Source organism: Leucobacter allii, from assembly GCF_022919155.1.
In the GTDB taxonomy this organism is placed as follows: domain Bacteria; phylum Actinomycetota; class Actinomycetes; order Actinomycetales; family Microbacteriaceae; genus Leucobacter; species Leucobacter allii.
Window position 1 is genome coordinate 938,222 of sequence record NZ_CP095045.1, and the last position, 23,120, is coordinate 961,341.

17 protein-coding genes are annotated in these 23,120 nt (G+C 72.5%); 13 read left to right on the top strand and 4 right to left on the bottom strand.

Annotated features, from left to right (window positions below; genetic code table 11):
• Window positions 1–21: 21 nt before the first annotated feature.
• From hutH to mfd, 5 genes are all read left to right on the top strand, one after another.
• On the top strand, window positions 22–1,605 hold the full coding sequence (gene hutH, locus MUN78_RS04255) for a histidine ammonia-lyase (RefSeq protein ID WP_244693350.1): 1,584 nt from the start codon (window positions 22–24) through the stop codon (window positions 1,603–1,605).
• Window positions 1,606–1,631: 26 nt separating this feature from the next.
• Window positions 1,632–2,498 (top strand): IclR family transcriptional regulator, encoded by an 867-nt coding sequence (locus MUN78_RS04260; protein WP_244729016.1) that lies wholly within the window; start codon window positions 1,632–1,634, stop codon window positions 2,496–2,498.
• Between the two features lie 179 nt (window positions 2,499–2,677).
• The gene (locus MUN78_RS04265; RefSeq protein WP_244693352.1) at window positions 2,678–3,268 is read left to right on the top strand and encodes a 50S ribosomal protein L25/general stress protein Ctc; all 591 of its coding nucleotides are present in this window, start codon (window positions 2,678–2,680) and stop codon (window positions 3,266–3,268) included.
• A gap of 177 nt (window positions 3,269–3,445) precedes the next feature.
• Complete coding sequence (pth, locus tag MUN78_RS04270; protein ID WP_244729018.1) at window positions 3,446–4,072, top strand: aminoacyl-tRNA hydrolase; 627 nt, start codon at window positions 3,446–3,448, stop codon at window positions 4,070–4,072.
• Complete coding sequence (mfd, locus tag MUN78_RS04275; protein ID WP_244729020.1) at window positions 4,069–7,755, top strand: transcription-repair coupling factor; 3,687 nt, start codon at window positions 4,069–4,071, stop codon at window positions 7,753–7,755. Before pth ends, mfd begins: the two co-directional genes overlap by 4 nt.
• Window positions 7,756–7,816: 61 nt before the next feature.
• Here the strand turns inward: mfd and MUN78_RS04280 are convergent, their stop codons facing one another.
• Window positions 7,817–8,350, bottom strand: a complete 534-nt coding sequence (locus tag MUN78_RS04280) for a hypothetical protein (RefSeq protein WP_244729022.1) — start codon at window positions 8,348–8,350, stop codon at window positions 7,817–7,819.
• Between the two features lie 141 nt (window positions 8,351–8,491).
• Here MUN78_RS04280 and MUN78_RS04285 point away from each other — a divergent pair, with 141 nt between their 5' ends.
• Window positions 8,492–9,265, top strand: a complete 774-nt coding sequence (locus tag MUN78_RS04285) for a MazG nucleotide pyrophosphohydrolase domain-containing protein (protein WP_244729024.1) — start codon at window positions 8,492–8,494, stop codon at window positions 9,263–9,265.
• Between the two features lie 6 nt (window positions 9,266–9,271).
• Here MUN78_RS04285 and MUN78_RS04290 read toward each other — a convergent pair whose 3' ends face one another.
• On the bottom strand, window positions 9,272–10,126 hold the full coding sequence (locus tag MUN78_RS04290; protein WP_244693357.1) for a LuxR C-terminal-related transcriptional regulator: 855 nt from the start codon (window positions 10,124–10,126) through the stop codon (window positions 9,272–9,274).
• A 308-nt stretch (window positions 10,127–10,434) separates the two neighbouring features.
• Between MUN78_RS04290 and hisS the strand changes: the two genes are divergently transcribed.
• The 6 genes from hisS to MUN78_RS04320 all read left to right on the top strand — a co-directional run bounded on the left by hisS (window position 10,435) and on the right by MUN78_RS04320 (window position 16,231).
• A complete protein-coding gene (gene hisS / locus MUN78_RS04295; protein ID WP_244729026.1) occupies window positions 10,435–11,733 on the top strand; it encodes a histidine--tRNA ligase in 1,299 nt (432 codons plus the stop codon).
• 153 nt (window positions 11,734–11,886) lie between these two features.
• Window positions 11,887–12,312, top strand: a complete 426-nt coding sequence (locus MUN78_RS04300; protein ID WP_244693359.1) for a VOC family protein — start codon at window positions 11,887–11,889, stop codon at window positions 12,310–12,312.
• A gap of 80 nt (window positions 12,313–12,392) precedes the next feature.
• Window positions 12,393–13,670 (top strand): phosphopyruvate hydratase, encoded by a 1,278-nt coding sequence (gene eno / locus MUN78_RS04305; protein WP_244730006.1) that lies wholly within the window; start codon window positions 12,393–12,395, stop codon window positions 13,668–13,670.
• A 21-nt stretch (window positions 13,671–13,691) separates the two neighbouring features.
• Window positions 13,692–14,228: a septum formation initiator family protein gene (locus MUN78_RS04310; RefSeq protein ID WP_244693360.1), complete on the top strand. Its 537-nt coding sequence runs from the start codon at window positions 13,692–13,694 to the stop codon at window positions 14,226–14,228.
• Window positions 14,225–14,707, top strand: a complete 483-nt coding sequence (locus MUN78_RS04315; RefSeq protein ID WP_244729027.1) for a DUF501 domain-containing protein — start codon at window positions 14,225–14,227, stop codon at window positions 14,705–14,707. Before MUN78_RS04310 ends, MUN78_RS04315 begins: the two co-directional genes overlap by 4 nt.
• A gap of 192 nt (window positions 14,708–14,899) precedes the next feature.
• Window positions 14,900–16,231: an NAD(P)/FAD-dependent oxidoreductase gene (locus tag MUN78_RS04320; RefSeq protein WP_244729029.1), complete on the top strand. Its 1,332-nt coding sequence runs from the start codon at window positions 14,900–14,902 to the stop codon at window positions 16,229–16,231.
• Between the two features lie 624 nt (window positions 16,232–16,855).
• Here the strand turns inward: MUN78_RS04320 and MUN78_RS04325 are convergent.
• On the bottom strand, window positions 16,856–18,325 hold the full coding sequence (locus MUN78_RS04325) for a helix-turn-helix domain-containing protein (protein ID WP_244693363.1): 1,470 nt from the start codon (window positions 18,323–18,325) through the stop codon (window positions 16,856–16,858).
• Between the two features lie 129 nt (window positions 18,326–18,454).
• Between MUN78_RS04325 and MUN78_RS04330 the strand changes: the two genes are divergently transcribed.
• Window positions 18,455–20,302, top strand: a complete 1,848-nt coding sequence (locus tag MUN78_RS04330) for a phosphoenolpyruvate carboxykinase (GTP) (protein ID WP_244729031.1) — start codon at window positions 18,455–18,457, stop codon at window positions 20,300–20,302.
• A gap of 653 nt (window positions 20,303–20,955) precedes the next feature.
• On the opposite strand, the gene MUN78_RS04335 is transcribed toward MUN78_RS04330, so the two are convergent.
• Window positions 20,956–23,058: a hypothetical protein gene (locus MUN78_RS04335; protein ID WP_244729032.1), complete on the bottom strand. Its 2,103-nt coding sequence runs from the start codon at window positions 23,056–23,058 to the stop codon at window positions 20,956–20,958.
• Window positions 23,059–23,120: the final 62 nt, after the last annotated feature.

A 23,120-nucleotide genomic window follows, 5' to 3' on the forward strand; every position in this document is an offset into this window, starting at 1 on the left:
CGCATGCGCTGGAATCGAGGCATGACCCAGCACGCATCCCCTGCGCCCCGCGCCGTCCTCCTCGGAGCGGCCCCGCTCACCGTCGCCGACGTCGTCGCCGTGGCGCGCGACGAGTCGCCCGTCGCGATCGCGCCCGAAGCGCTCGAGCGCGTCGCCGCGAGCCGCGCGGTCGTCGAGGACCTCGCGAACGACACCCGTCCCCACTACGGCGTCTCGACCGGATTCGGCGCGCTCGCCAAGGTGCAGATCCCCGCGCCGAAGCGGCAGCAGCTGCAGCGGAGCCTCATCCGCTCGCACGCGGCTGGCACCGGCGCGGAGGTCGAGCGCGAGGTCGTCCGCGCGCTCATGCTGCTGCGCCTGAACACGCTCGTGACGGGGCGCACCGGCGTCCGCCCCGCCGTGGCCGAGAGCTACGCCGCGATCCTGAACGCCGGCATCGCCCCCGTCGTCCACGAGTACGGCTCGCTCGGCTGCTCGGGCGACCTCAGCCCCCTCGCCCACTGCGCGCTCACGGTCATGGGGGAGGGCGAGGTGCGGGTGTCGCGCGACCCGCGCGCCGCGACCGTGCCCGCGGCGGAGGCGCTCGCCGCCGCCGGCATCGCCCCGCTCGTGCTCGCCGAGAAGGAGGGTCTCGCGCTCATCAACGGCACGGACGGCATGCTCGGCATGCTCTGCCTCGCGCTGCACGACCTCTCGGGGCTGCTCCGCGTCGCCGACATCGCCGCCGCCGCGAGCGTCGAGGCCCTCACCGGCACCGACGCCGTCTTCGCGGCGGACCTCCAGGCGCTGCGCCCCCATCCCGGGCAGGCCGCCGCGGCGGCGAACATGCGCCGCGTGCTCGCGGGGTCCGCGCTCGTGCAGCGGCCCCGCGCGGGCGAGTTCACCCGGGTGCAGGACGCGTACTCGCTGCGCTGTGCTCCGCAGGTGCACGGCGCCGCGCGCGACACGGTCGCGCACGCCGAGCGGGTCGCCGGGATCGAGCTCGTCTCGGCGATCGACAACCCGGTCGTGCTCCCCGACGGCCGCGTCGAGTCGAACGGCAACTTCCACGGCGCCCCCGTCGGCTACGTGCTCGACTTCCTCGCGATCGCCGTCGCCGACGTCGCGAGCATCTCCGAGCGCCGCACCGACCGCTTCCTCGACGTCGCGCGCAACCACGGCCTGCCGCCGTTCCTCGCCGCCGATCCCGGGCTCGACTCCGGCCTCATGATCGCGCAGTACACGGCCGCGGGGATCGTCTCCGAGCTCAAGCGGCTCGCCGCGCCGGCCTCGGTCGACTCCATCCCCTCCTCCGCGATGCAGGAGGACCACGTCTCCATGGGCTGGGCCGCGGGGCGGAAGCTGCGCCGCGCCGTCGACGGCCTCGCGCGGGTGCTCGGGATCGAGCTGCTCGCATCGACGCGCGCGCTCGACTTCCGCGCCGCGGACGGCGCGGGGGAGCCCGCGCCGGCGACCGGGGCGGTGCACCGGCTCTTCCGCACCCGGATCCCCGCGCCCGAGACCGACGCGTTCCTCTCGCCCGCGATCGCCGCGGCCCACGGCTTCGTCTCGGACGGGGCCGTGCTCGCCGCGGTGGAGGAGGCTGCGGCGGGCCGGCTCGTCTGACCGCGGTGCACGGGTAGGCTGCGAGCGTGAGCACCCCGAAGGCTCCGGCCGCCGACCAGACGCTCAGGATCCTGAGCCTCCTCGCATCCTCGCGCGGCCCGCAGCCGGCCAGCATGATCGCGCAGCGGCTCGGGCTGCCGCGCTCCACGGTCTACCAGCTCCTGCAGACGCTGCAGGAGCACGGCTTCGCGATGCACCTCCCCGACGAACGCCGCTACGGGCTCGGGATCGCCGCCGTCGAGCTGAGCTCGGCCTATGCGAGGCAGGAGCCGCTCGCCCGGCTCGGGGGCCCGCTCGTGGCCGCGCTCGTCGACCGCGTGCGGCTCAGCGGGCACCTCGCCGTGCCGCACGGCCGCGACGTGCTCTACGTCATCGAGGAGCGCGCACCGGGATCCCCATCGCTCGTCACGGGCGTCGACGTCCGGTTGCCGATGCCCCTCACCGCGAGCGGCCGGGCGATCCTCGCGGTGCTGCCGAAGGCGCAGCTGCGCGCGCTCTTCCCCGACCGCGCGGCGTTCGTGCGGAGGCGCGGCACCGACGATCCCCGAGCCCCGGGGAACGACGGCGCAGGGGTCGAGGCCGGAGCGCGAGGCGCGGCCGGCGCGGCCGCTCCCGCGCGGGATCCCGAGATCGACCGCTACTCGCGCCTGCGCGCGGTGCTCGACGAGACGCGCACCCGCGGCTACGCGATCGAGCGCGGCTCGGTGACCGAGGGCCTCGCCTCGATCGGCTCGCCCGTGCTCGACCACCGCGGCTGGCCCGTCGCGGCCATCGCGCTCACCTTCCCCGAGCGGGAGGTCGACGCGGACCGGCTCCCCGGGCTCGCCGCGGAGGTGCGCGCGGCAGCGGACACGCTCTCCGCGCGGATCCACGGCCGCGGGGCGGTCCGCTGACGCGCCGCGGGTGGTGTAGACTTGTCCGCTGTACTTCGGCGAGGGGCCTCAGCGCCCGTAATCGACGCGGGACGGACTGCCTCAGCGGGCCATCTTGCCGCGTTCCGACGCGAGTGCGAGACACCAATCCCGGCGGCCAGACCGCCCTCATTGGGCGAGAGCCCGCAAGGAGAATCACTATGAGCGAGAAGAACCAGCTCGTCGGCACCCCCCGCGAGAACTTCGGCAAGGGCGCGGCCCGCAAGCTCCGCGCCGCGGGCCACACCCCGGCGGTCGTCTACGGCCACGGCACCGACCCCGTGCACGTCTCGGTCGAGACCCACCCGCTCAGCCTCATCGTGCGCCACGCGAACGCGGTCATCGAGCTCGACCTCTCGGGCAAGACCCAGCTCGTGCTCGTGAAGGACGTGCAGAAGGATCCGGTGCGCCAGATCATCGAGCACGTCGATCTGCTCGTCGTCAAGAAGGGCGAGACCGTCGACGTCGAGGTCCCGATCCACGTCGAGGGCGAGTCCTTCTCCGGCACCAACGCGCTGCAGGAGCTCAACACGATCCACCTGAGCGTTCCCGCGACCGCGATCCCCGAGAACGTCGTCGTGAGCGTCGAGGGCCTCGAGGAGGGTGCGCAGGTGCTCGCCGGCGCCGTCGAGCTCCCCAAGGGCGCGTCGCTCATCGGCGATCCCGAGCAACTCGTCGTGAACATCGTCGTGCCGCGCGGCGCCGCGGGCGACGACGCCGAGGAGGCCTCGGAGGACGCCGCGGCCGAGTAGGCGGCGCGCGACGACGGCCCGCCGGCCCGGTGCCCAGGCACCCGGCCGGCGGGCCGTTTCTCGCTTCCCGGGGCGCTGCTCGCCGCCCCGCGCGCGGTCGCGCGTCGTCGCGGCGTGCGCACGCGCTCGGCGCGCGTCGGAGGTCGCTGCGACAATGGAACGCGGGAGAGGGAGCGGATGTTCTGGCGGAGACGGAAAGAAGCGGAGGATCGGGTGTCCGAAGACGGCTGGTTGATCGTGGGGCTCGGCAATCCCGGCGCGAAGTACGAGGCCACGCGGCACAACGTCGGCCAGATGGCGCTCGACGTGCTCGCCGAGCGCATCGGCGCGCGGTTCTCCCCGCATCGGACGGGGGCACGCATCGCCGAGGGCCGGCTGCGCCCCGGCGCGCCGAAGCTCGTGCTGGCGAAGTCGAACGGCTACATGAACACCTCGGGCGGCCCGGTCTCGGCGCTCGCGAAGTACTTCGGCATCCCCGCCGGGCGCGTCGTCGTGCTGCACGACGAGCTCGATCTGCCGTTCGACACGGTGAAGCTCAAGCAGGGCGGCGGGCACGGCGGCCATAACGGCCTGCGCGACATCGCGAAGGCGCTCGCGACCCCCGAGTTCCTGCGCGTGCGGATCGGGATCGGCCGCCCGCCCGGCCAGCAGGACCCCGCGGACTTCGTGCTGAAGCCCTTCGGGTCGACGGAGCGCCAGAACCTCCCCGTGCTGCTCGAGGACGCGGCCGACGCCGCGGAGTCGCTCGTCGAGGACGGGCTGCTCGCCGCGCAGCAGCGCTTCCACGGACGGACCGCGAAGTGAGCCTGCAGGGGATCGATCGGCTGCTCGAGGCCTCGCCCTCCTTCGCGCGCGCGCTCGACGCCGCGAATGGCGACGCCGAGTTCTCGGCGGCGGAGGGGCTGCGCGCGCCGCTCGTGGCCGGTCTGCTCCGCCGCAGGCGCGAGGCGGGGGATCGCGGCGCCCTCCTCGTGATCGCGGCGACGAGCCGGGAGGCCGACGCCCTCCGCTCGGCGCTCGCCTCGCTCCTGCCCGAGGCGGTGACCGCCGAGTTCCCGGCATGGGAGACGCTGCCGCACGAGCGGTTGAGCCCGAGCGCCGAGACGGTCGGGCGCCGCGCCGCGACGCTCCGACTCCTCCGCGAGCACGGCCGGGACGCCGCGTCGGAGGCGCCGCCCCTCGTCGTCGTCGCCTCGGTGCGCGCCGCGCTGCAGCCGGTGTCGCCGCACGCCGCCGAGGCGAGCCCCATCGTGCTCACGGCCGGCGCCGACTCGGCCGGCCTCGACGCCGTCGCGCGCGGCCTCGTCGACGCCGCCTACACGCGCGTCGACATGGTGACCCGCCGGGGCGAGTTCGCCGTGCGCGGCGGCATCCTCGACGTCTTCCCGCCGACGGCGGAGCAGGCCGTCCGCGTCGACTTCTTCGGCGACGAGGTGGACCAGATCCGTCGCTTCGCGGTGTCGGACCAGCGCAGCGCGGGGGAGCCCCTGCCCGCGATCGAACTGTGGCCCGCCCGCGAGCTGCTCCTCACTGACGAGGTCCGCGCCCGCGCGGCCGAGCTGCTGCCGCGCTTCCCCGCGCTCTCCTCGCTGCTCGAGAAGATGAGCCAGGGCATCCCGGTCGAGGGCATGGAGAGCCTCCTGCCCCAGCTCGTGCCCGGCCTCGCGCCGATCACCGCGCTGCTGCCCGCGGGCGGCGCCGTGCTCGTCGTCTCCCCCGAGCGCGTCGCCGGTCGCGCCGTCAGCCTCGCCGACACCAACCGCGAGTTCCTCGAGGCGGCCTGGCACGCGGCGACCGCCGGCGCGGACGCGCCGGTGCCGGTCGAGGACAGCGGCATGCTCGCCGTCGGCGAGCTCCGGACGGCCTCGACCGGACGACCCTGGTGGACGCTCTCGACGTTCGTGCACGGCACGGGGGATGCCGAGGACGGATCCGGAGTCGCCGCGTCCCCGGGATCCGCGCCGGCGGTCCCCGCCGCCGCGACCGGGGCCGCGGCGGAGCTCGACGTCTCGGGCGGCCCCTTCCCGCGGGCGGCCGTGGGGGCCGAGGCGAGCGGCGCGGCGATCCGGCTGTTCTCCGATCGGCTGCGCGACGGCTGGGGCGTCGTCGTCACGGCGCAGGGCGCCGGGCTCGTCGAACGCGCCCGCGACGTGCTCGCAGAGGCGGGCGCCGCGGCGCGCATCGTCGACGCGCTGCCCGAGAAGCTCGACGCCGGCGTCGTCTACCTCGTGACGGGCGCGGCGAGCGCGGGCTTCGAGAGCGCCGAGGCGAAGCTCCTCCTCGCGACCGAGGCCGAGTTCTTCGGCCGCTCCGCGGCGGCGCAGGCCGCGAGCGGGCAGAAGCTCGCGAAGCGTCGGGGCAAGAACGTCGTCGACCCGCTGAAGCTCGTCGCGGGCGACTACGTGGTGCACGAGACGCACGGCATCGGGCGCTTCGTCGAGCTGACGCAGCGCATGGTGCCCACCGGCATCGGGCGCGACGCGACGAAGGCGCTGCGCGAGTACCTCGTGCTCGAGTACGCCTCGACGAAGCGCGGCATGCCCAAGGACAAGCTCTACGTGCCCACCGACCAGCTCGACCAGCTCTCGCGCTACGTCGGCGGTGAGGCGCCCGCGCTGTCCAAGATGGGCGGCAGCGACTGGGCGAATGCGAAGAAGAAGGCCCGCAAGGCGGTCCGCGACATCGCCGTGGAGCTCGTCAAGCTCTACTCGGCCCGCGTGGCCTCGAAGGGATTCGCGTTCTCCCCGGACACGCCCTGGCAGCACGAGCTCGAGGAGGCCTTCCCCTACGCGGAGACGCAGGATCAGCTCACCACCATCGACGAGGTGAAGCGGGACATGGAGCGCGAGATCCCCATGGACCGCCTCGTCGCCGGCGACGTCGGCTTCGGCAAGACCGAGGTGGCCGTGCGCGCCGCGTTCAAGGCGGTGCAGGACGGCAAGCAGGTCGCCATGCTCGTGCCGACGACGCTCCTCGTGAACCAGCACCTGGAGACCTTCCAGGACCGCTTCGCCGGCTTCCCGGTGCGGCTGCGGCCGCTGAGCCGCTTCCAGAGCGACGCGGAGGCCAAGGACACGATCGAGGGGCTCGCGGCCGGCACGGTCGACGTGGTCATCGGCACGCACCGCCTGCTCGCCGACAACGTGCGGTACAAGGATCTCGGGCTGCTCATCGTCGACGAGGAGCAGCGCTTCGGCGTCGAGCACAAGGATGCGCTGAAGAAGCTCAAGACGAACGTCGACATCCTGGCGATGAGCGCGACGCCGATCCCGCGCACGCTGGAGATGGCGGTCACGGGCATCCGCGAGATGTCGACGCTCGCCACCGCGCCGGAGGACCGCCATCCGATCCTCACCTTCGTGGGCCCGCGCAGCGACAAGCAGATCGGCGCCGCGATCCGGCGGGAGATGCTGCGCGAGGGGCAGGTGTTCTTCGTGCACAACCGCGTCTCCTCCATCGGCCGCGTGGCCGCGCACATCGCGGATCTCGTGCCCGAGGCGCGCGTCGCCGTCGCGCACGGCAGGCTCAGCGAGCATCAGCTCGAGCAGGTCGTGCAGGATTTCTGGGAGCGCAAGTTCGACGTCCTCGTCTCGACGACGATCATCGAGACGGGCCTCGACATCGCGAACGCGAACACCATCATCATCGACGCGGCCGACAAGTACGGGCTGAGCCAGCTGCACCAGCTGCGCGGTCGAGTGGGGCGCAGCCGCGAGCGGGCCTACGCGTACTTCCTCTACGACCCCGACAAGCCGCTCACCGAGCACGCGCACGAGCGGCTCGAGACGCTCGCGACCAACAACGAGCTGGGCTCGGGCATGCAGGTGGCGCTCAAGGATCTCGAGCTGCGGGGCGCGGGCAACCTGCTCGGCGGCGAGCAGTCGGGCCACATCGCGGGCGTCGGCTTCGACCTGTACCTGCGCATGATCGGCGAGGCCGTGAGCACCTTCAAGGGCGAGGAGAGCGCGGGCCCCGTGGAGCTCGTGCTCGAGCTGCCGGTCGACGCGCACATCCCCGAGGAGTACGTGGAGAGCGAGCGCCTGCGGCTCGAGGCGTATCAGAAGCTCTCCGCCGCCTCCCATCCCCAGGCGCCGGAGGACCACGTGGCCCTCGTGCTCGAGGAGCTCACCGACCGCTACGGCGAGCCTCCGCTCGAGGTGCAGCGGCTCGCGGCGGTGTCGGCGCTGCGCCGCCGTGCGGCGCGGCTCGGCCTCGCGAAGGTCGTGGCGGCCGGCCCGGCCCTGCGCATCGAGCCCGTGAAGCTGCTCGATTCGCGCCGCATGCGGATGAACCGCATGTACCCGGGTTCGCGGTACGTGGAGGCGAGCGGCTCCCTGCAGATCCCGCTCCCCGGAGGCACGGCGTCCGCGCGCAGCCCGCTCGCGGGCGTCGGGCAGCGGCGCGTCGGCGACGAGGACGACATCGTCGCCTGGACGAGCCGCGTCCTCCAGACGCTGCTGGAGGAGGATCCGCCGCCCGCGGCGTGAGCCGGAGACGACGGCGCCCGCGCATCCGAGGATGCGCGGGCGCCGTCGTTCCGTGCGCGGGTCAGCCGGCCGCGCAGACCTCGTTCAGCTCGGTGACGGCGGACATCAGATCGTCCTGTGTGGTCTTGAGATCCTCCTGCAGGCCCTGGGTCTGCTCCTGGATCTCGTCGCTCTTCGCCTGGAGCTCCTCGATGCGATCGAGGTTCGCGGGATCGCTGAGATCGAGGTTCTGCAGCTCCGCGAGGTCCTGGAAGACCGACAGGTCGACGTTCTCGAGCATGTCGGCGGTCGCGGAGAAGCTCGTGACGATCTTGTCGTAGGCGCCCTTGACCTCCTCGTTGGTGATCTGCTGCTGCGCGTCCGCGAGCGCGTCCTGCGCCGGGGCGAGGAGCTCGCCGAAGTTCACGGACTCGCCCGAGGTGAGATCGGAGAAGCCCTCGGTGATGGCGGAGTTCGACTCGTTGATCTTCGTGTCGGCGTCGGTCGCGATCGCGCAGGCGTCGGCGACGCTCTGGCCGCCCGCGCACGAGGCGAGCGTGGCGGCGAGTGCGAGGCCCGCGAGGACGGCGCCGGTACGACGGATCTGGGTGTGCATGGTGGTCCTTCCCCCTGAGACGGCGCCCGGTCGGACGCCTCAGGCAGTCTATCGATTCCGGGCGTTTGGGATTCCACCTGCGCGGCGCGCTGCGGCGACGGCATCAGCCGCGTGCCAGGGGCCCCGGCTAGGCTGGGCGGCATGCGCAGCGCGAGTGACGGGGCCCGAGAACGCAGCCGAGCGGACGCCGGGGGCAGGCCCGCGAGCCAGCCCACCGTCCGTGCCGCTCCGGGAGCGGCGCTCGAGCGCGTCGCCGGGACCGTGCGGCGGATGGTCGAGCCCGGGGGCTGCGCGTGGCACGCGGCGCAGACCCATGAATCGCTCACGCGCTATCTCGTCGAGGAGACCTCGGAGGTCATCGACGCCATCGAGCGCGGGCTCCCCGCCGACGAGGTGCGTGCCGAGCTCGGCGACGTGCTCTACCAGGTGCTCTTCCACGCCGCGATCGCGGAGCGGGACGGCGAGGGCTACGACTTCGCCGCGGTCGCCGAGGAGCTGAACGCGAAGCTCGTCGCCCGGCATCCGCACGTCTTCGGCGACCGCGGGTACCTCTCGGTCGAGGAGCTGGACCGGGAGTGGGAGCGGCTCAAGGAGGACGCCGCGGGGGAGGAGCGGGGGAGCCGCGGCCCGCTCGACGGGATCCCTGCGGGGATGCCTTCCCTCGCGCGTGCTGCGAAGGTCGTCGACCGGCTGCAGCGCGGGGGGCACATCGACACCTCCGCGGTCGAGCAGCACCCCGAGGACCCCTTCGCCGCCGTGATCGGCCCGGACGAGCGGCAGCTCGCGGAGTTCGGGATCGGCGATGCGATGCTCGCCCTCGTCACCCGCGCGAATGCGGCGGGCGTCGACCCCGACCGCGCGCTGCGGCGCGCCGTCGACCGGCTCGCCGCCCGCGCCCTGCACGCGGACGGCTGACGCGCCTCAGGGCAGCAGTCCCAGCCGTCTCGCCGTGCTCACGGCGGCGAGCCTGCCCGAGCAGCCGAGCTTCGCCGAGGCGGTCTTGAGGTAGCCCTTCACGGTTCCCTCGGTGAGGCCGAGCGCCGCGGCGATCTCGGCGTTCGCGCGACCGAGGGCGACGAGGGAGAGCACGTCGGTCTCCCGCGGCGAGAGGGCGGCCGGGGCCGCGGCAGACGCGGCGGGAGGGGCGCCGAGGGCGGCGAGCCGGTGCTCGACGGCGGAGAGCCGCGCGCGCAGCTCGGGATCGGCCACCGCCGCGGCGATGCCGCGCAGTTCGGCGTAGCTCTCGCGGAGCTCCTCGAGCGCCTCCGCGGGCAGGGCGCGCGCGGCGCGATCCTCGTCGCGCAGGGCCGCGACGCGGCGATCCACCTCGTCCTGCAGCCTGATCTCCCCGGCGAGCCGCTCGACGACCGCGGCGACGGAGCGCTCGAAGACCCCGCCCGCGATGACGGCGGAGCGCGAGCCGCCGTACAGCACGGCGCGCGTCTCGCCGCCGACGACCACGGGGAAGGCGACGAGCGTGACGATGCCCTCGCCCAGGATCTCGCGGTCGTAGTCGTGCGTGATGTGCGGGGAGTGCTCGTAGTCGGCGGTGAGCCGTGGCCGGCGCTCGAGCATGGCCTTGCCGCCGAGTCCCAGGCCGGCGGAGACGCGCAGGTCGAGCAGACCGCGCGTCACGTGGCCGCGCGCGGCCGTGACCCGCGTCACCCCGCGGGACTCGAAGCCGCCGAACGCCACCTGAATGCCCGTCGAGCGCGCGAACGCGGCGACGGCGTCGTCGAGCGACCGCTGCGCGGTCGGAGTGGCCGGGGGCGTCATTGCACCGTCCTTTCGGGGATCACGCCATGATACCCGCGGGAGGCGGGAGGCGGGCGTCGTCCGCTTCGGGCCGCGTGCGCACCGCGCGTTCCGTCGGGGATGCGGCTTCGGTCGGGCGGATCCGGCCCGATCGGACCGACCGAAGCCGCATCCCCGACGGAAGGCGCATCTCGGACCGGGAACGGTCCGACCCGCTCCGCATCCCCGACCGACGCTGCACCCCGACCGACGCTGCAGCCCGTCCGACGCCGCACCCCGACGGACGCCGCGGCGCTCGGGGGAGTCGTGGCGTGGAAGAATAGGGGACCATGGCCAACCCCGTGAATCCGCCGCGCGGCATGCGCGACTTCCTCCCCGCAGACAAGGCGCGCCGCGAGCACGCGCTGGGCATCATCAGGAGCGTCTACCGGGCGCACGGCTTCGACGAGATCGAGACCCCCGTCGTGGAGGACTACGCCCGGTTGCACGCCGGCCTCGGCGGGGACAACGAGAAGCTCAGCTTCTCGATCCTCAAGCGCGGGATCGGCCCCGAGGCGCTCGCCGCGGCCGCGGAGGCCGGCGAGGTGGAGAGCCTCGCCGACCTCGGACTGCGCTTCGACCTCACGGTGCCCCTCACGCGTTTCTACGCCAGCCATCGCGCCGAGCTCCCGCCCGTGTTCCGCTCGATCCAGATCGCGCCGGTCTGGCGCGCGGAGCGTCCCCAGAAGGGGCGCTACCGGCAGTTCGTGCAGGCCGACATCGACATCATCGGCGAGGCGGGCGCGCTCGCGGAGCTCGAGCTCATCACGGCCACCTCCCAGGCGCTCGCAGCCCTCGGACTCGAGGGCTGCGTGATCCGCGTCAACGACCGCCGCATCCTCTTCGGGCTGCTGGAGCACTGCGGCTTCCCCGCAGAGACCCACGAGCGCGCGCTCATCACGGTCGACAAGCTCGACAAGATCGGCGCGGCGGGCGTCGTCGAGGAACTGCGCGAGATCGACGGCGCGGCCGCGGAGCGGCTCGGGGCGGTGCTCGCCAAGGTCGAGCCCGCCCTCGCAGGAGCGGGGATCCCGCTCGCCGCGGAGGCGATCTCCGCCGTGCTCCCCGCTGAGGCCGGAGCGGAGGGGGTCGCGCACCTCGCCGCGCTCGGCGCGGCGCTCGCCGGCGGGCTGCCCGCCGGCGTGGAGCTGCGCTTCGACCCGACCCTCGTGCGCGGCATGGGCTACTACACGGGCACGATCTTCGAGATCGCGCACCCGGGATCGGGCAGCTCCGTCGGTGGCGGCGGCCGTTACGACGGCATGGTGGGGCGCTTCCTCGGGCAGGACGTCCCCGCCGTCGGGTTCTCGATCGGCTTCGAGCGCGTGGTCGACCTCATCGAGCTGCCGGAGGAGACCGGTCCCGCCGACGTCGCGCTCGTCGCGGATCCCGACGCGGCGCTCGAGGATCTGCTGGCGCTCAAGCGCGAACTCGTCGCCCGGGGGCATCGCGTGCGGCTCGAGAAGCGGCAGAAGAACATGAAGACGCTGCTCGCGCGGATCGCGGAGGCGGGCTTCGGCAGCGTCGCGAACGTGCGCGCGGGCGTCCGGGACGCCGACGCCCTGGAGTTCCGGCCGCTCGCGCCGTAACCCGCGCGCGGCGGATCCCGGTCCGCTCGGATCGCCCCGCGTCGGTGCCCGTCGAGGGACGCCCCAGCCGGGTGTCTTGACGGGAGTCGCGGCCGGTGCGACGCTGGCGGGAGCGCCGCACCGCAGAGGCGGCCTCGATCCGGGAGGACTCCCATGGCCACGCAGATCTTCGTCAACATCGCGAGCGACGACCTGGAGCGCGCGAAGGCGTTCTACACGGCGCTCGGCTGCGAGATCAACCCGCTCTTCACCGACGAGAACGCCGCGTGCGTCGTCTGGGACGAGCAGGTGTTCTTCATGGTGCTCACGCGCGAGTACTTCGCCACCTTCACCGATCGGCCCGTCGCCGATGCGCGGGCGACCGCGCAGGTGCTCATCGCCCTCTCGCGGGAGTCGCGCGAGGCGGTCGACGCGATCGTCGACGCCGGGATCGCGGCGGGCGGTCGCGAGCCGAAGCCGCCCCAGGATCTCGGTTTCATGTACTCGCGCGACCTCGAGGACCCGGACGGGAACATCATGGAGTTCCTGTACATGGACCCCGCCGCGGCCGAGCAGGGGCCCGAGGCATTCGAGGGGTGAGCCGTCGCGGCCGCTAGACTGGTCGCGGCGCGACGCCCGCGCCGAGAGACCCCCGCAACAACCCTCCGAAGGAGCGCATGGTGGCATTTATCGACGCGGTGATCGCCCGAGAGATTCTCGATTCGCGTGGCAACCCGACCGTTGAGGTCGAGGTGGGCCTGACCGACGATTCCGTGGGACGCGCCGCGGTGCCCTCGGGCGCCTCGACCGGCGCCTTCGAGGCCTACGAGCTGCGCGACGGCGAGGACCGCTACCTCGGCAAGGGCGTCACCAAGGCGGTGGATGCGGTGTTCGACGAGCTCGCGCCCGCCATCGAGGGCTTCTCCGCCGACGACCAGCGCATCATCGACGAGGTGCTCAAGGAGGTCGACGGCACGGAGAACAAGCAGCGCGTCGGCGCGAACGCGATCCTCGGCGTCAGCCTCGCCGTGGCGCACGCCGCTGCCGCGGCCGCCGAGCTGCCGCTCTACCGCTACCTCGGCGGCCCGAACGCGAGCACGCTCCCCGTCCCGCTCATGAACATCATCAACGGCGGGGCGCACGCCGACACGGGCGTCGACATCCAGGAGTTCATGGCCGTGCCGCTCGGCGCCGAGACGTTCTCCGAGGGCCTGCGCTGGGGCGTCGAGGTCTACCACGCCCTCAAGGCGCTGCTCAACGAGAAGGGCCTGTCGACCGGGCTCGGCGACGAGGGCGGCTTCGCCCCCGATCTGCCCACGAACGCCGAGGCGCTCGATCTCATCGTCGAGGCCATCACGCGCGCCGGCCTCGAGCCGGGACGCGACGTGGCCGTGGCGCTCGATGTCGCGTCGACCGAGTTCTTCGAGAACGGCGTCTACACCTTCGAGGGGCAGCAGCGCAGCTCGGCCGAGATGAGCGCCTACTACGCGGATCTGCTCGACCGCTACCCGCTCGTCTCGATCGAGGACCCGCTCGCCGAGGACGACTGGGAGGGCTGGCAGCAGCTCACGGCCGAGCTCGGCGACCGCGTGCAGCTCGTCGGCGACGACCTCTTCGTGACCAATCCGGCCCGCCTGGCCGACGGCATCGCGAAGGGCGCGGGCAACTCGATCCTCGTCAAGGTGAACCAGATCGGCACCCTCACCGAGACCCTCGATGCCGTGCAGCTCGCGCAGCGCTCCGGCTACACCGCGGTGATGTCGCACCGCTCGGGCGAGACCGAGGACGTCACGATCGCCGACCTCGCGGTCGCGACCGACTGCGGCCAGATCAAGACCGGGGCCCCCGCCCGCTCCGATCGCGTCGCGAAGTACAACCAGCTGCTCCGCATCGAGGAGGAGCTCGGCGCGGCAGCGCGCTACGCCGGCCGCGCGGCCTTCCCCCGTTTCTCGGCGTAGCCGCCGGACGGCGAGGCGCGCATGGCACGCGGCGACGGCACGGTGAGGCGCTGGCGGGAGGATCTCGGGGCCTGGGCTTCGAGCCTCCGCTTCAGCGGCTTCACCGTGCTCGTCGTCGTCCTCGTGCTCGCCGGCGCCGTGATCGTGAGCCCGAGCCTCTCCACCTACGTCCAGCAGCGGCGCGAGATCGCCGAGCTCCGCGAGAGCGTGCAGGAGCACCAGGCGGCCGTCAACGAGATCGACGCCGAACGCGCGAAGTGGAAGGACCCGGTCTACATCCGCTCGCAGGCGCGGGATCGGCTCTTCTACGTCATGCCGGGGGAGACCCAGCTCAACGTGATCGACGACATCGTGCTCCCCGTCGAATCGGATGAGGAGACGAATCCCGAGCTCTCGCGCATGACGAGCAACTGGGCCGCGGGGCTCGCGGCATCCGTGCTCGGCGCCGGCACGACGGACGCGACCCCAGAAGAACTCGGCGCCGGCACCGGCGGCGCCGATCCCGACCCCGCGGCGGAGCCCGATCCGGACGCCGCCGCTGAAGAAAGCGCAGAATGACCCGACCGCCCTACCCCGCACCCACCCCGGCCGACATCGACGCCGTCAGCGCGCAGCTCGGCCGCGAAGCCCGCGGCGTGGTCGGCATCGCCGCCCGGGCCTCGGACGGCAGCCCCGCCGTCGTCGCCACGGCGCCGCGCCTCCCCGATGGCTCGCCGTTCCCCACCTTCTACTACCTCTGCCATCCCGAGGCGGTCGCCGCGGCTTCCCGGCTCGAGGCGGCCGGCGTCATGGCGGAGTTCGCGGAGCTGCTCGCGGAGGATGAGACGATCCGCGAGCAGTACGCGGCGGCCCATGCCCAGTACATCGCCGATCGCGACAGCGCGGGCGAGGTGCCCGAACTCTCGGGCGTGAGCGCGGGCGGCATGCCGACGCGGGTGAAGTGCCTGCACGCGCTCATCGGGCACGCGCTCGCTGCTGGACCCGGCGTCAATCCGATCGGCGACCTCGCCCTCGAACGGAGCGGTTGGACCGGTTGAAACCGGGGAAACTGCGGTGGTGGCATGATCCGTGCGCGATTCCGTCCGTTTCCGTCGTGAAATCCGTCGAAGCGGCGAAGCGCCCGCGCCCATTGGGGGTAGAGTAGAGGCGACGGGCGAACCTCGCCCGCTTTTTCTGTGCCCGCGACGCGGGCGCGTGCCGTTCGCTCATTGCTGCAAGGAGACCGCTTCGTGGCGAAGAAGATTCTGATCGTTGGTGGTGGCTACGCCGGTTTTTACACCGCATGGAAGCTCGAGAAGCTGCTCCGTGCGGGTGAGGCCGAGGTCACGATCGTCGATCCGCTGCCGTACATGGCATACCTGCCGTTCCTCCCGGAGGTCGCCTCTGGCTCGATCGAGCCCCGCCACGCCGTGGTCGCCCGCCGCCGCCACCTGAGCAGGACCGCGAACATCGCGGGCAAGGTGACGGGGATCTCGCACGCGACGAAGACCGCGACGATCACCCCGAACGTGGGCGAGGCCTACGACTTCGCGTACGATCACATCGTCGTCACCACGGGATCGGTCTCGCGCACCTTCCCGATCGCGGGCATCGCCGACAATGCGATCGGCATGAAGACGATCGAGGAGGCCGTCGCCGTGCGCGATCGCCTCGTCGGCAACTTCGAGCGCGCCGCGTCGCTGCCGAAGGGCTCCGCCGAACGCGCCCGCCTCCTCACCGTGACCGTGGTCGGCGGCGGCTTCGCCGGCATCGAGACGATCTCCGAGCTGCGCTCCTTCGCGACCTCGCTGCTGCGCCGCTACCCCGAGATCGCGTTCGACGAGACCGTGTTCCACCTGGTCGAGGCCATGGGGCGCATCATGCCCGAGGTCTCGCAGGAGACCGCGAACTGGGTCGTGAAGGATCAGACGCGCCGCGGCGTGCAGATCCACCTCGACACGCAGCTCTCCTCCGCCGTCGACGGGAACATCGAGCTCTCGACCGGCGAGACGTACGAGTCCGACCTCATCGTGTGGACCGCGGGCGTCATGCCCCGGCCGTTCCTCCGCGGCACCGATCTCCCGATCGGTCCCCGCGGGCACGTCATCGGCAGCCCGACCTTGCAGGTCACGACCGAGGAGGGCGCCGTCGTCGAGGGCGCCTGGACCGCGGGCGACACCTCGCAGACTCCCGACATCTCCCCGACCCCCGGCCCCGGCGGCTTCTGCGTGCCCAACGCGCAGCACGCCGTGCGCCAGGGACGCCTGCTCGCGAAGAACATCGTCGCGGCGATCCGCGGCGAGGGCGTCGCCGAGTACAACCACAAGAACGCCGGCGCCGTCGCGGGCCTCGGCGTCAACACGGGTGTGTTCCAGTCCGGCAAGTTCGCGATGAAGGGCTACTTCGCGTGGCTCGCGCACCGGTTCTACCACGGTCTCGCGATCCCCACGTGGGAGCGCAAGTGGCGCGTGTTCGGCGGGTGGGTCGGGCACTTCTTCCTCGGCCGTGACACCGTCAACATCGAGGCCGTGCAGGAGCCCCGCGCGATCTTCGAGGAGTTCGCGAGCCGCCCCAAGGCGTAGCGCGCGCGGCATACGGTGCCGTGCCCGTATGCCGCTCAGTCGGAGGCCGCCCCGCAGCACTGCTGCCGGGCGGCCTCCGTCGTGTGCGCTGCGTGTTCGTGCTGCATGTTCCCGTTGTGTGTTCCCGCGGCGCGTTCGCGCTGGGTGTTCCCGTTCCGATACGGTTCTGCCGCGCACCGCTCCCGGTCGCCGCGATCCTCTGCTGCCGCCCACCGCTCCCGGCCGCCGCGATCCGGTGTTCCGCGGGTCCTCCGCGAATCCGGGTCGCTCCAGCACGATCTCGATCGGATCCGGGTCGCTTCGGCACGGTGCTGCGGCCTCGCACCCTGCGGTCGTGACCCGGATCATTCCCAGTCGAGGTTCCGCAGAGGCCGGCTCGCGCTGCGCACACCCGGCCCTGCTGCGCGCACCCGCTCCCGCTGACCGCATCTGGGTGCGCTCGCACGTCAGGAATCGCGACCTGGGGTGCGCTCAAGTCGCAGGTTCTGACGTGCGAGGATCGCGCGTCCCGGGGTCGGGGTCGGGGTTCGAGAGTGCGGGGTGCTGGGGCGAGCGCCCGGACCTCCGTGGACAGCTCCGCACGCCCCGAAGACGGACCCCGGGCTCCGGGAGCGGCTGGCCGCCTCAGCTCTCCGGAGCGTGCTTCGCAAGGAACTCGAACATCTCCGTATCGTCGACGCCGGGGAACGAGCCCGTCGGCAGCGGGGTGAGCACGTGCTGGTGCATGCGCGCGCTCGGCCACGCCTTCCCCTGCCACCGCTGCAGGAGCTCGGGGCTCGGCGTCCGGCAGCACGCGGGATCGGGGCAGGTGGATCGCTTCCGCACGTCCGTGTCGCGCCCGCGGAACCACTTCGCCTCGTCGAAGGGGACGCCGCAGGCGATCGCGAACGGACCGAGCTCCGCGTCGCCCGTCTGCACGCTCGACCAGAAGGTGCCTGCCGGCGTGTCCGTGTACTGGTAGAACTCGCTCGTGCGATTCGTGCGATTGAAGGCGGTCCGCCCGCCCCACTTGTGGCAGAGCACCTGCCCCTCGATCGACCCGGAGGAATCGATCGGGTAGGGGAGGCCGTCGTTCTCGTATCCGCGCACGAGCGCCCCGGCCCCATCGGCGCGGTAGTGGTGCACGCGCAGATCGAGGTGCTGCGTCGCGAGATTCGTGAAGCGGTGCGCCGCGGCCTCGTGGGTCACCCCGTAGGCGTCGCGGAAGTCCTCGATCGCGAGATTGCGATTGCGCTTGGCCTGCTGCAGGAACTCCACGGCGCGCTCCTCGGGCATGAGGCACGCGGCGGCGAAGTAGTTGATCTGGAGGCGCTGCTGCAGGAACTCGGCGTAGCTCGCGGGCTCCGAGTGCCCGAGTACGCGATGCGCCATGGCCTGCAGCGCGAGCGAGCGCAGCCCGTGACCGCCGGGGATCGACGCCGGCGGCAGGTAGATGCGCCCGTGCTGGAGGTCGGTGATGCTCCGGGTGTTGGAGGGGAGGTCGTCCACGAAGATGAGGGTGAAGCCCAGGAGCTCGGCCGCCTGCGCGACCTCGCGGTGGGTGACGGCGCCGGTGGTGTGCCCGATGCGGCGCATGAGATCGGAGGCGAGCAGCTCGATCTCGTGAACGTAGTTGTTCCGCTCCCGCATGAGCATCCGCAGCTCCGTGTTCACGCGTCTGGCCTCCTCGGAGGTCTCGGCCGCGGCGCGGGATCGCCGTGCGAGCTCCCGGTGCAGGCCGACGAGGGCCTCGAGCGTGTCGTCCCCGAGCGTGCGCGGGGCGCGGACGTGGGGGAGGCCGAGGTGCTGGTAGCCCGGCGCGGACTGCGCGCGTTCGAGCTCGAGTTCGAGCGCGCTGCGGTGATCGGGGGCCTCGGCCTTCAGGAGCTCGGCGACGTCGATCCCGAACTCCCGTGCCGCGGCCTGCAGCAGACCGAGCTTCGGTTCGCGCCGGCCGTTCTCCACGAGCGAGAGCTGGCTGGCGACCACCCCCACCCGTTCGCCGAGCTGTTCGAGGGTGAGGCCGGCGCGGGTGCGGAAGTGCCGCAGCCGCTTGCCGATCAGGAGGCGGTCGAGTTCCGCCTGCGTGAGTGTGGAGGTCGATTCCGGGGCCATGGATTGACTATATGTCAAAAATGGTGAAAATTTACACTGAGATTGGTGAACTGCGGATGAATCGGTTCCTCAGAATGGAAGTGTTACCGATTCTTCACAGATCCGTGCGGAACAACCGAGGAGAACGTCATGGGACCCAGCCAGGCCATCGCCACCGAGATCTCGATCGAGGATCTCGTCGTGAGCGGCGCGACGACCGACAATCCAGAGGTGCTGCAGTGGGTGACCGAGGTCGCCGAGCTGACCCGCCCCGCCGCGGTCGTCTGGTGCACCGGTTCCCAGGACGAGTGGAACCGCCTCACCTCGGAGATGGTGGAGGCGGGCACGCTGATCCCGCTGAACAAGGACCTCCGCCCCGGCAGCTTCCTCGCCCGTTCGCACCCCGGCGACGTGGCCCGCGTCGAGGATCGCACGTTCATCTGCTCCGAGAACGAGGCCGATGCCGGCCCGACCAACAACTGGGCCGCCCCCGACGCGATGAAGGCGGAGCTCCTCCCGCTGTTCGACGGCGTGATGCGCGGCCGCACCATGTACGTCGTCCCCTTCTCGATGGGGCCGGTGGGCGGGGCGATCACGCAGCTCGGGATCGAGATCACCGATTCGCCCTACGCGGTGCTCAACATGCGGATCATGACCCGCATGGGGCAGGCGGCGCTCGACGGGATCCGCCCTGGCGGCGAGTGGGTCCGGACGGTGCACTCGGTCGGCGCGCCCCTCGAGGAGGGGCAGGAGGACGTCGCCTGGCCCTGCAACGACACCAAGTACATCACGCACTTCCCCGAGACGCTGGAGGTCTGGTCGTACGGCTCCGGCTACGGCGGGAACGCGCTGCTGTCGAAGAAGTGCTTCGCGCTCCGCATCGCCTCCGTCATGGGCCGCAACGAGGGCTGGCTCGCCGAGCATATGCTGCTCCTCAAGCTCACCAACGAGGAGAGCGGCAAGGCCTACCACCTCTCGGCCGCGTTCCCCTCGGCGTGCGGCAAGACGAACCTCGCCATGCTCCAGCCGACCATCCCCGGCTGGAAGGTGGAGACCATCGGCGACGACATCGCCTGGCTCCGCCCCGGTCCCGACGGCCGGCTGTACGCGATCAACCCGGAGGCGGGCTTCTTCGGCGTCGCCCCCGGGACCGGCGAGTCCACGAACCCCGTCGCCATGGAGACCCTCTGGGGGAACACCATCTACACGAACGTCGCGCTCACCGACGACGGCGACGTGTGGTGGGAGGGCAAGACCGATGAGGTGCCGGCGCACCTCATCGACTGGCGCGGCGAGGATTGGACCCCGGAGTCCGGCCGGGTCGCGGCGCATCCGAACTCCCGCTTCACCGTTCCGATCCAGCAGACCCCGACGCTCGCCCAGGACTGGTACGAGCAGAACGGCGTGCCGCTCGACGCGATCCTCTTCGGCGGACGTCGCGCGACGAACGTGCCCCTCGTCGCCCAGTCGCTCTCCTGGGATCACGGCGTCTTCGTCGGTGCGACCATCTCCTCCGAGAAGACCGCGGCGCAGGAGGGGACCGTCGGCGAGCTCCGCCGCGACCCCTTCGCGATGCTCCCGTTCTGCGGCTACAACATGGCCGACTACTGGGGCCACTGGCTCGACATGGGACGGACGCTCGGCGAGCAGGCACCGAAGATCTTCCAGGTGAACTGGTTCCGCAAGGGCGCCGACGGCCGCTTCCTGTGGCCCGGCTTCGGCGACAACTCGCGCGTCATCGATTGGATCATCCGCCGCGTCGAGGGCGACGTGCAGGGGCGCGAGACCGCGATCGGCACCGTGCCCGCCGATGGCGAGCTCAAGCTCGACGGGATCGAGGTGCCCGCGGCCGATCTCGAGGAGCTCTTCGCGATCGATCCCGACTCCTGGCTCGCCGAGGCGGAGCTCACCGAGGAGTTCTTCGACCGCTTCGGCGATCGCGTGCCCGTCGCCCTGCGCGAGCAGCTCGACGGCCTCCGCACGCGCCTCCGCGCGTAGCCGCGGCCGCACACCAGACCGTAAGCCCCGCCGTTCTGCCCAACGGCGGGGCTTACTCTTTCCACCGGCCCGAGGTCCCGATCCGGGTCGCTCCGGCAGGGTGCGGACGAAACGAACCCTGCGAGCGTGACCCGGAAACTCGGGCATCGGGTTCGGGGATCGAGCTCGGGATCCGAGGATCGCGCTCGGGTTCCGGGATCGAGCTCGGGGTGCGGGATCGCGCGCTCGCGCGATTCGAGGCTCCCGGCTCTCGCGCTTCTCCCCACCTGCTGCAGTGATCGGGGTCGCTCCGGCAGGGTGAGGGAGAGATGGACCCTGCAGGAGTGACCCGGATCGTCGGAGAGTCATGCGGGCGGGAGGGCGCGCGGGGAATGCATGCAGCCGCAGCGGTGGAGGCTGCCGCGAGGGAACCGAGGGAGGACGGCGAAGCGGAAAAGCGCTGGGTGGCGAAGCCGGACAGCGGGCGGACGACCAAGGGGACGTGGCGGTGGGGCAGCTGAGGCGCGCGGGGGCTGAGCTGAGGCGCGCGGGGGCGGGGCTGCGGCGCGCGGAGCGGATCAGCGGCGCTGGATCAGTTGCGACGGATCGACCGGGCGGATGAGCGGCGCCGGATCAGCGGCGCCGGATCAGTGGCACTGAATCAACGGGACGGATCAGCGGCGGCGGACGCGCGCGGCCGCGGCGAACGCCGTGACCGCGGCGAGGATCAGCACCGCGGCGCCGGCGATCGGGAGGAATGCCCCGGCGCCGGTCATGGGGAGGGATCCCGGCGACGAGGTCGTGCCCGATCCCGACGCGGTTCCCGCGCCCGCGGATGTGCCGGATCCCGAGGCGGTACTCGACCCGGACGAGGCCGCTCCGGCGCTCGCGCCGGCGTCGCTGCCCGGATCCGCGTCCGCTCCGGCGTCGCTCGACGGATCGGGCGCGGGCACGACCTCGATGCGCAGCGGATCGGAGACGGCGTCGCCGAGCGTCGCCGTGATGTCGTGCGGGCTCGCGGTGGGGAAGGTGACCGTGAGGCCGTCGACGACATCGCTCGCCACCGACGAGCTCAGCGCGGCGCCGGCGGTGTCGACCGGGTTGCCGTACGCGTCCTCGCCGGCGACCGAGAAGGTCAGGGATCCGCCCTCGGCCACGGTCGTCGCGGGTGCCGAGAGGGCCAGCGCAGCGGGCGCGCCCGCCACGACGTCGACCTCGAAGCTCGTCTCGAGCGGAACGCCGTGCACGGAGGCGGTCGCCGCGATGGTGCAGCTGCCGGCCGCGGTGAACACGCCGTCCGCGGGCAGGGCGCAGTCCGGGGAGGTGAAGTCGATCGCCGGCTGCGGATCGAGCGCCGCGCCGTCCGGGCCGAGCGCGGTCACCGGGTACGTGTAGGGGGTTCCCGCGGTGGCGGTGAGCTCGCCGGGGTCGCTCGAGGCGACGAGCGCCGCGGGCGCGACGGCGTGCAGCTCGGTCGTGCCGCTCCCGGAAGCGTCGGAGCTCTCGGTGAACCATGCTCCCGAGCCGTCGGCCGCGGTGTTCCACGCGGTGCCGGTGGGCGGGGCGGGGAGCGCGCGGTATCCCTCCGACATCGTCGGTGCGAAGACCCGAATCTCGGGGTCGCCGGTGGCGAAGTCGAGGAGACGGTTGTTCCCCAGAACGAGCGACGGGTCGGGGGAGAGGGCGATCACGCCGTCGTTCTGGATCTGGCCCGTGCCCGTGATCGCGGCGCCCACCGTCGGATCGTCCTCGCCGCCCAGGATGGCGCCCGTGGCGCCCACCCGGATCTCCGCGCCCGGATCGACGGTCTCCGCGACCTGCAGCGCACCGCTCGGAAGCCGGAGCGCGCCGTCGACGGCGATGCTGCCGAAGCGTCCCGGGGTCGCGGGGCCGCTCGAACCGCCCTCGCCGAAGGCCGTGCGCGGCGAACTGGCGATCACCGTTCCATCGGCTCCGATGGTCAGGCTGCCGCCCCGGCCGCCGCGATCGTTCGCGCCGATTCCTCCGTCGCCTCCGCCGATCGCGGTGGAGCCGAATCCGTCGGCCGTCGCGATGAGCGTGCCGCCGGTGACGACGACCTCGCCGCCGTCGCCGCCGTCGCCCGCGGACCCGGCGCCGCCTCCGCCGATCGTCGTGCCGTAGGCCGTCGCGTTGGTCGCGGTGAGCACGCCCCCGCTGACGGTCACGTCGCCGCCGGAGCCGCCGAGGTAGCCTCCGCCGATCGCGGTGCCGTACCCGCCGCCCGGGTATGCGGTCGCCTGCACGGTGCCGCCGCGCACCGTGAGGGATCCGGCGGCCTCCGCGAGGTCCCCGCCGATCGCCGACGCGTTGACGCCGCCGCTCGCGACGACGCGCCCGCTCGACACGACGAGCGCCGCATCCGTCGTGCGGATGCCCGAGACGTAGCTCGCCGAACTCGCATCGACCGTGAGCGTACCGGGGTCGCCGCCCGGAGGGGCTCCGTCGACGATCTCGAGTTCGGTGCCAGGAGCGATCCTGATGTTGCGCAGATCGAGGTCGAAGGCGTTCAAGCGCAGCTGCGTGGTGCAGCTCGTGGCGATCTCCTCGCCGGCGGCGCTGATGTCGACGGCGAGCGTCACGACATTGGGCACCACGCTGCAGTCCGCGAGCGCACTGCGCAATCCGTCGACATTGAGCACGTACCACCCGGACGCCTGCGCGGGTGGCGCGACCGCGACCGCCCCGGCCGCGGCGAGCAGGCCGCCGGCGAGCGCGAGCGGCAGGACGCGCGACCGTGCGCGAGCGAAGATCCCCATGGGACGAAGGTACTCCAGTGCGAGCTATGCGGCAACGATGAATGGGGCCATGGTGGGATCCG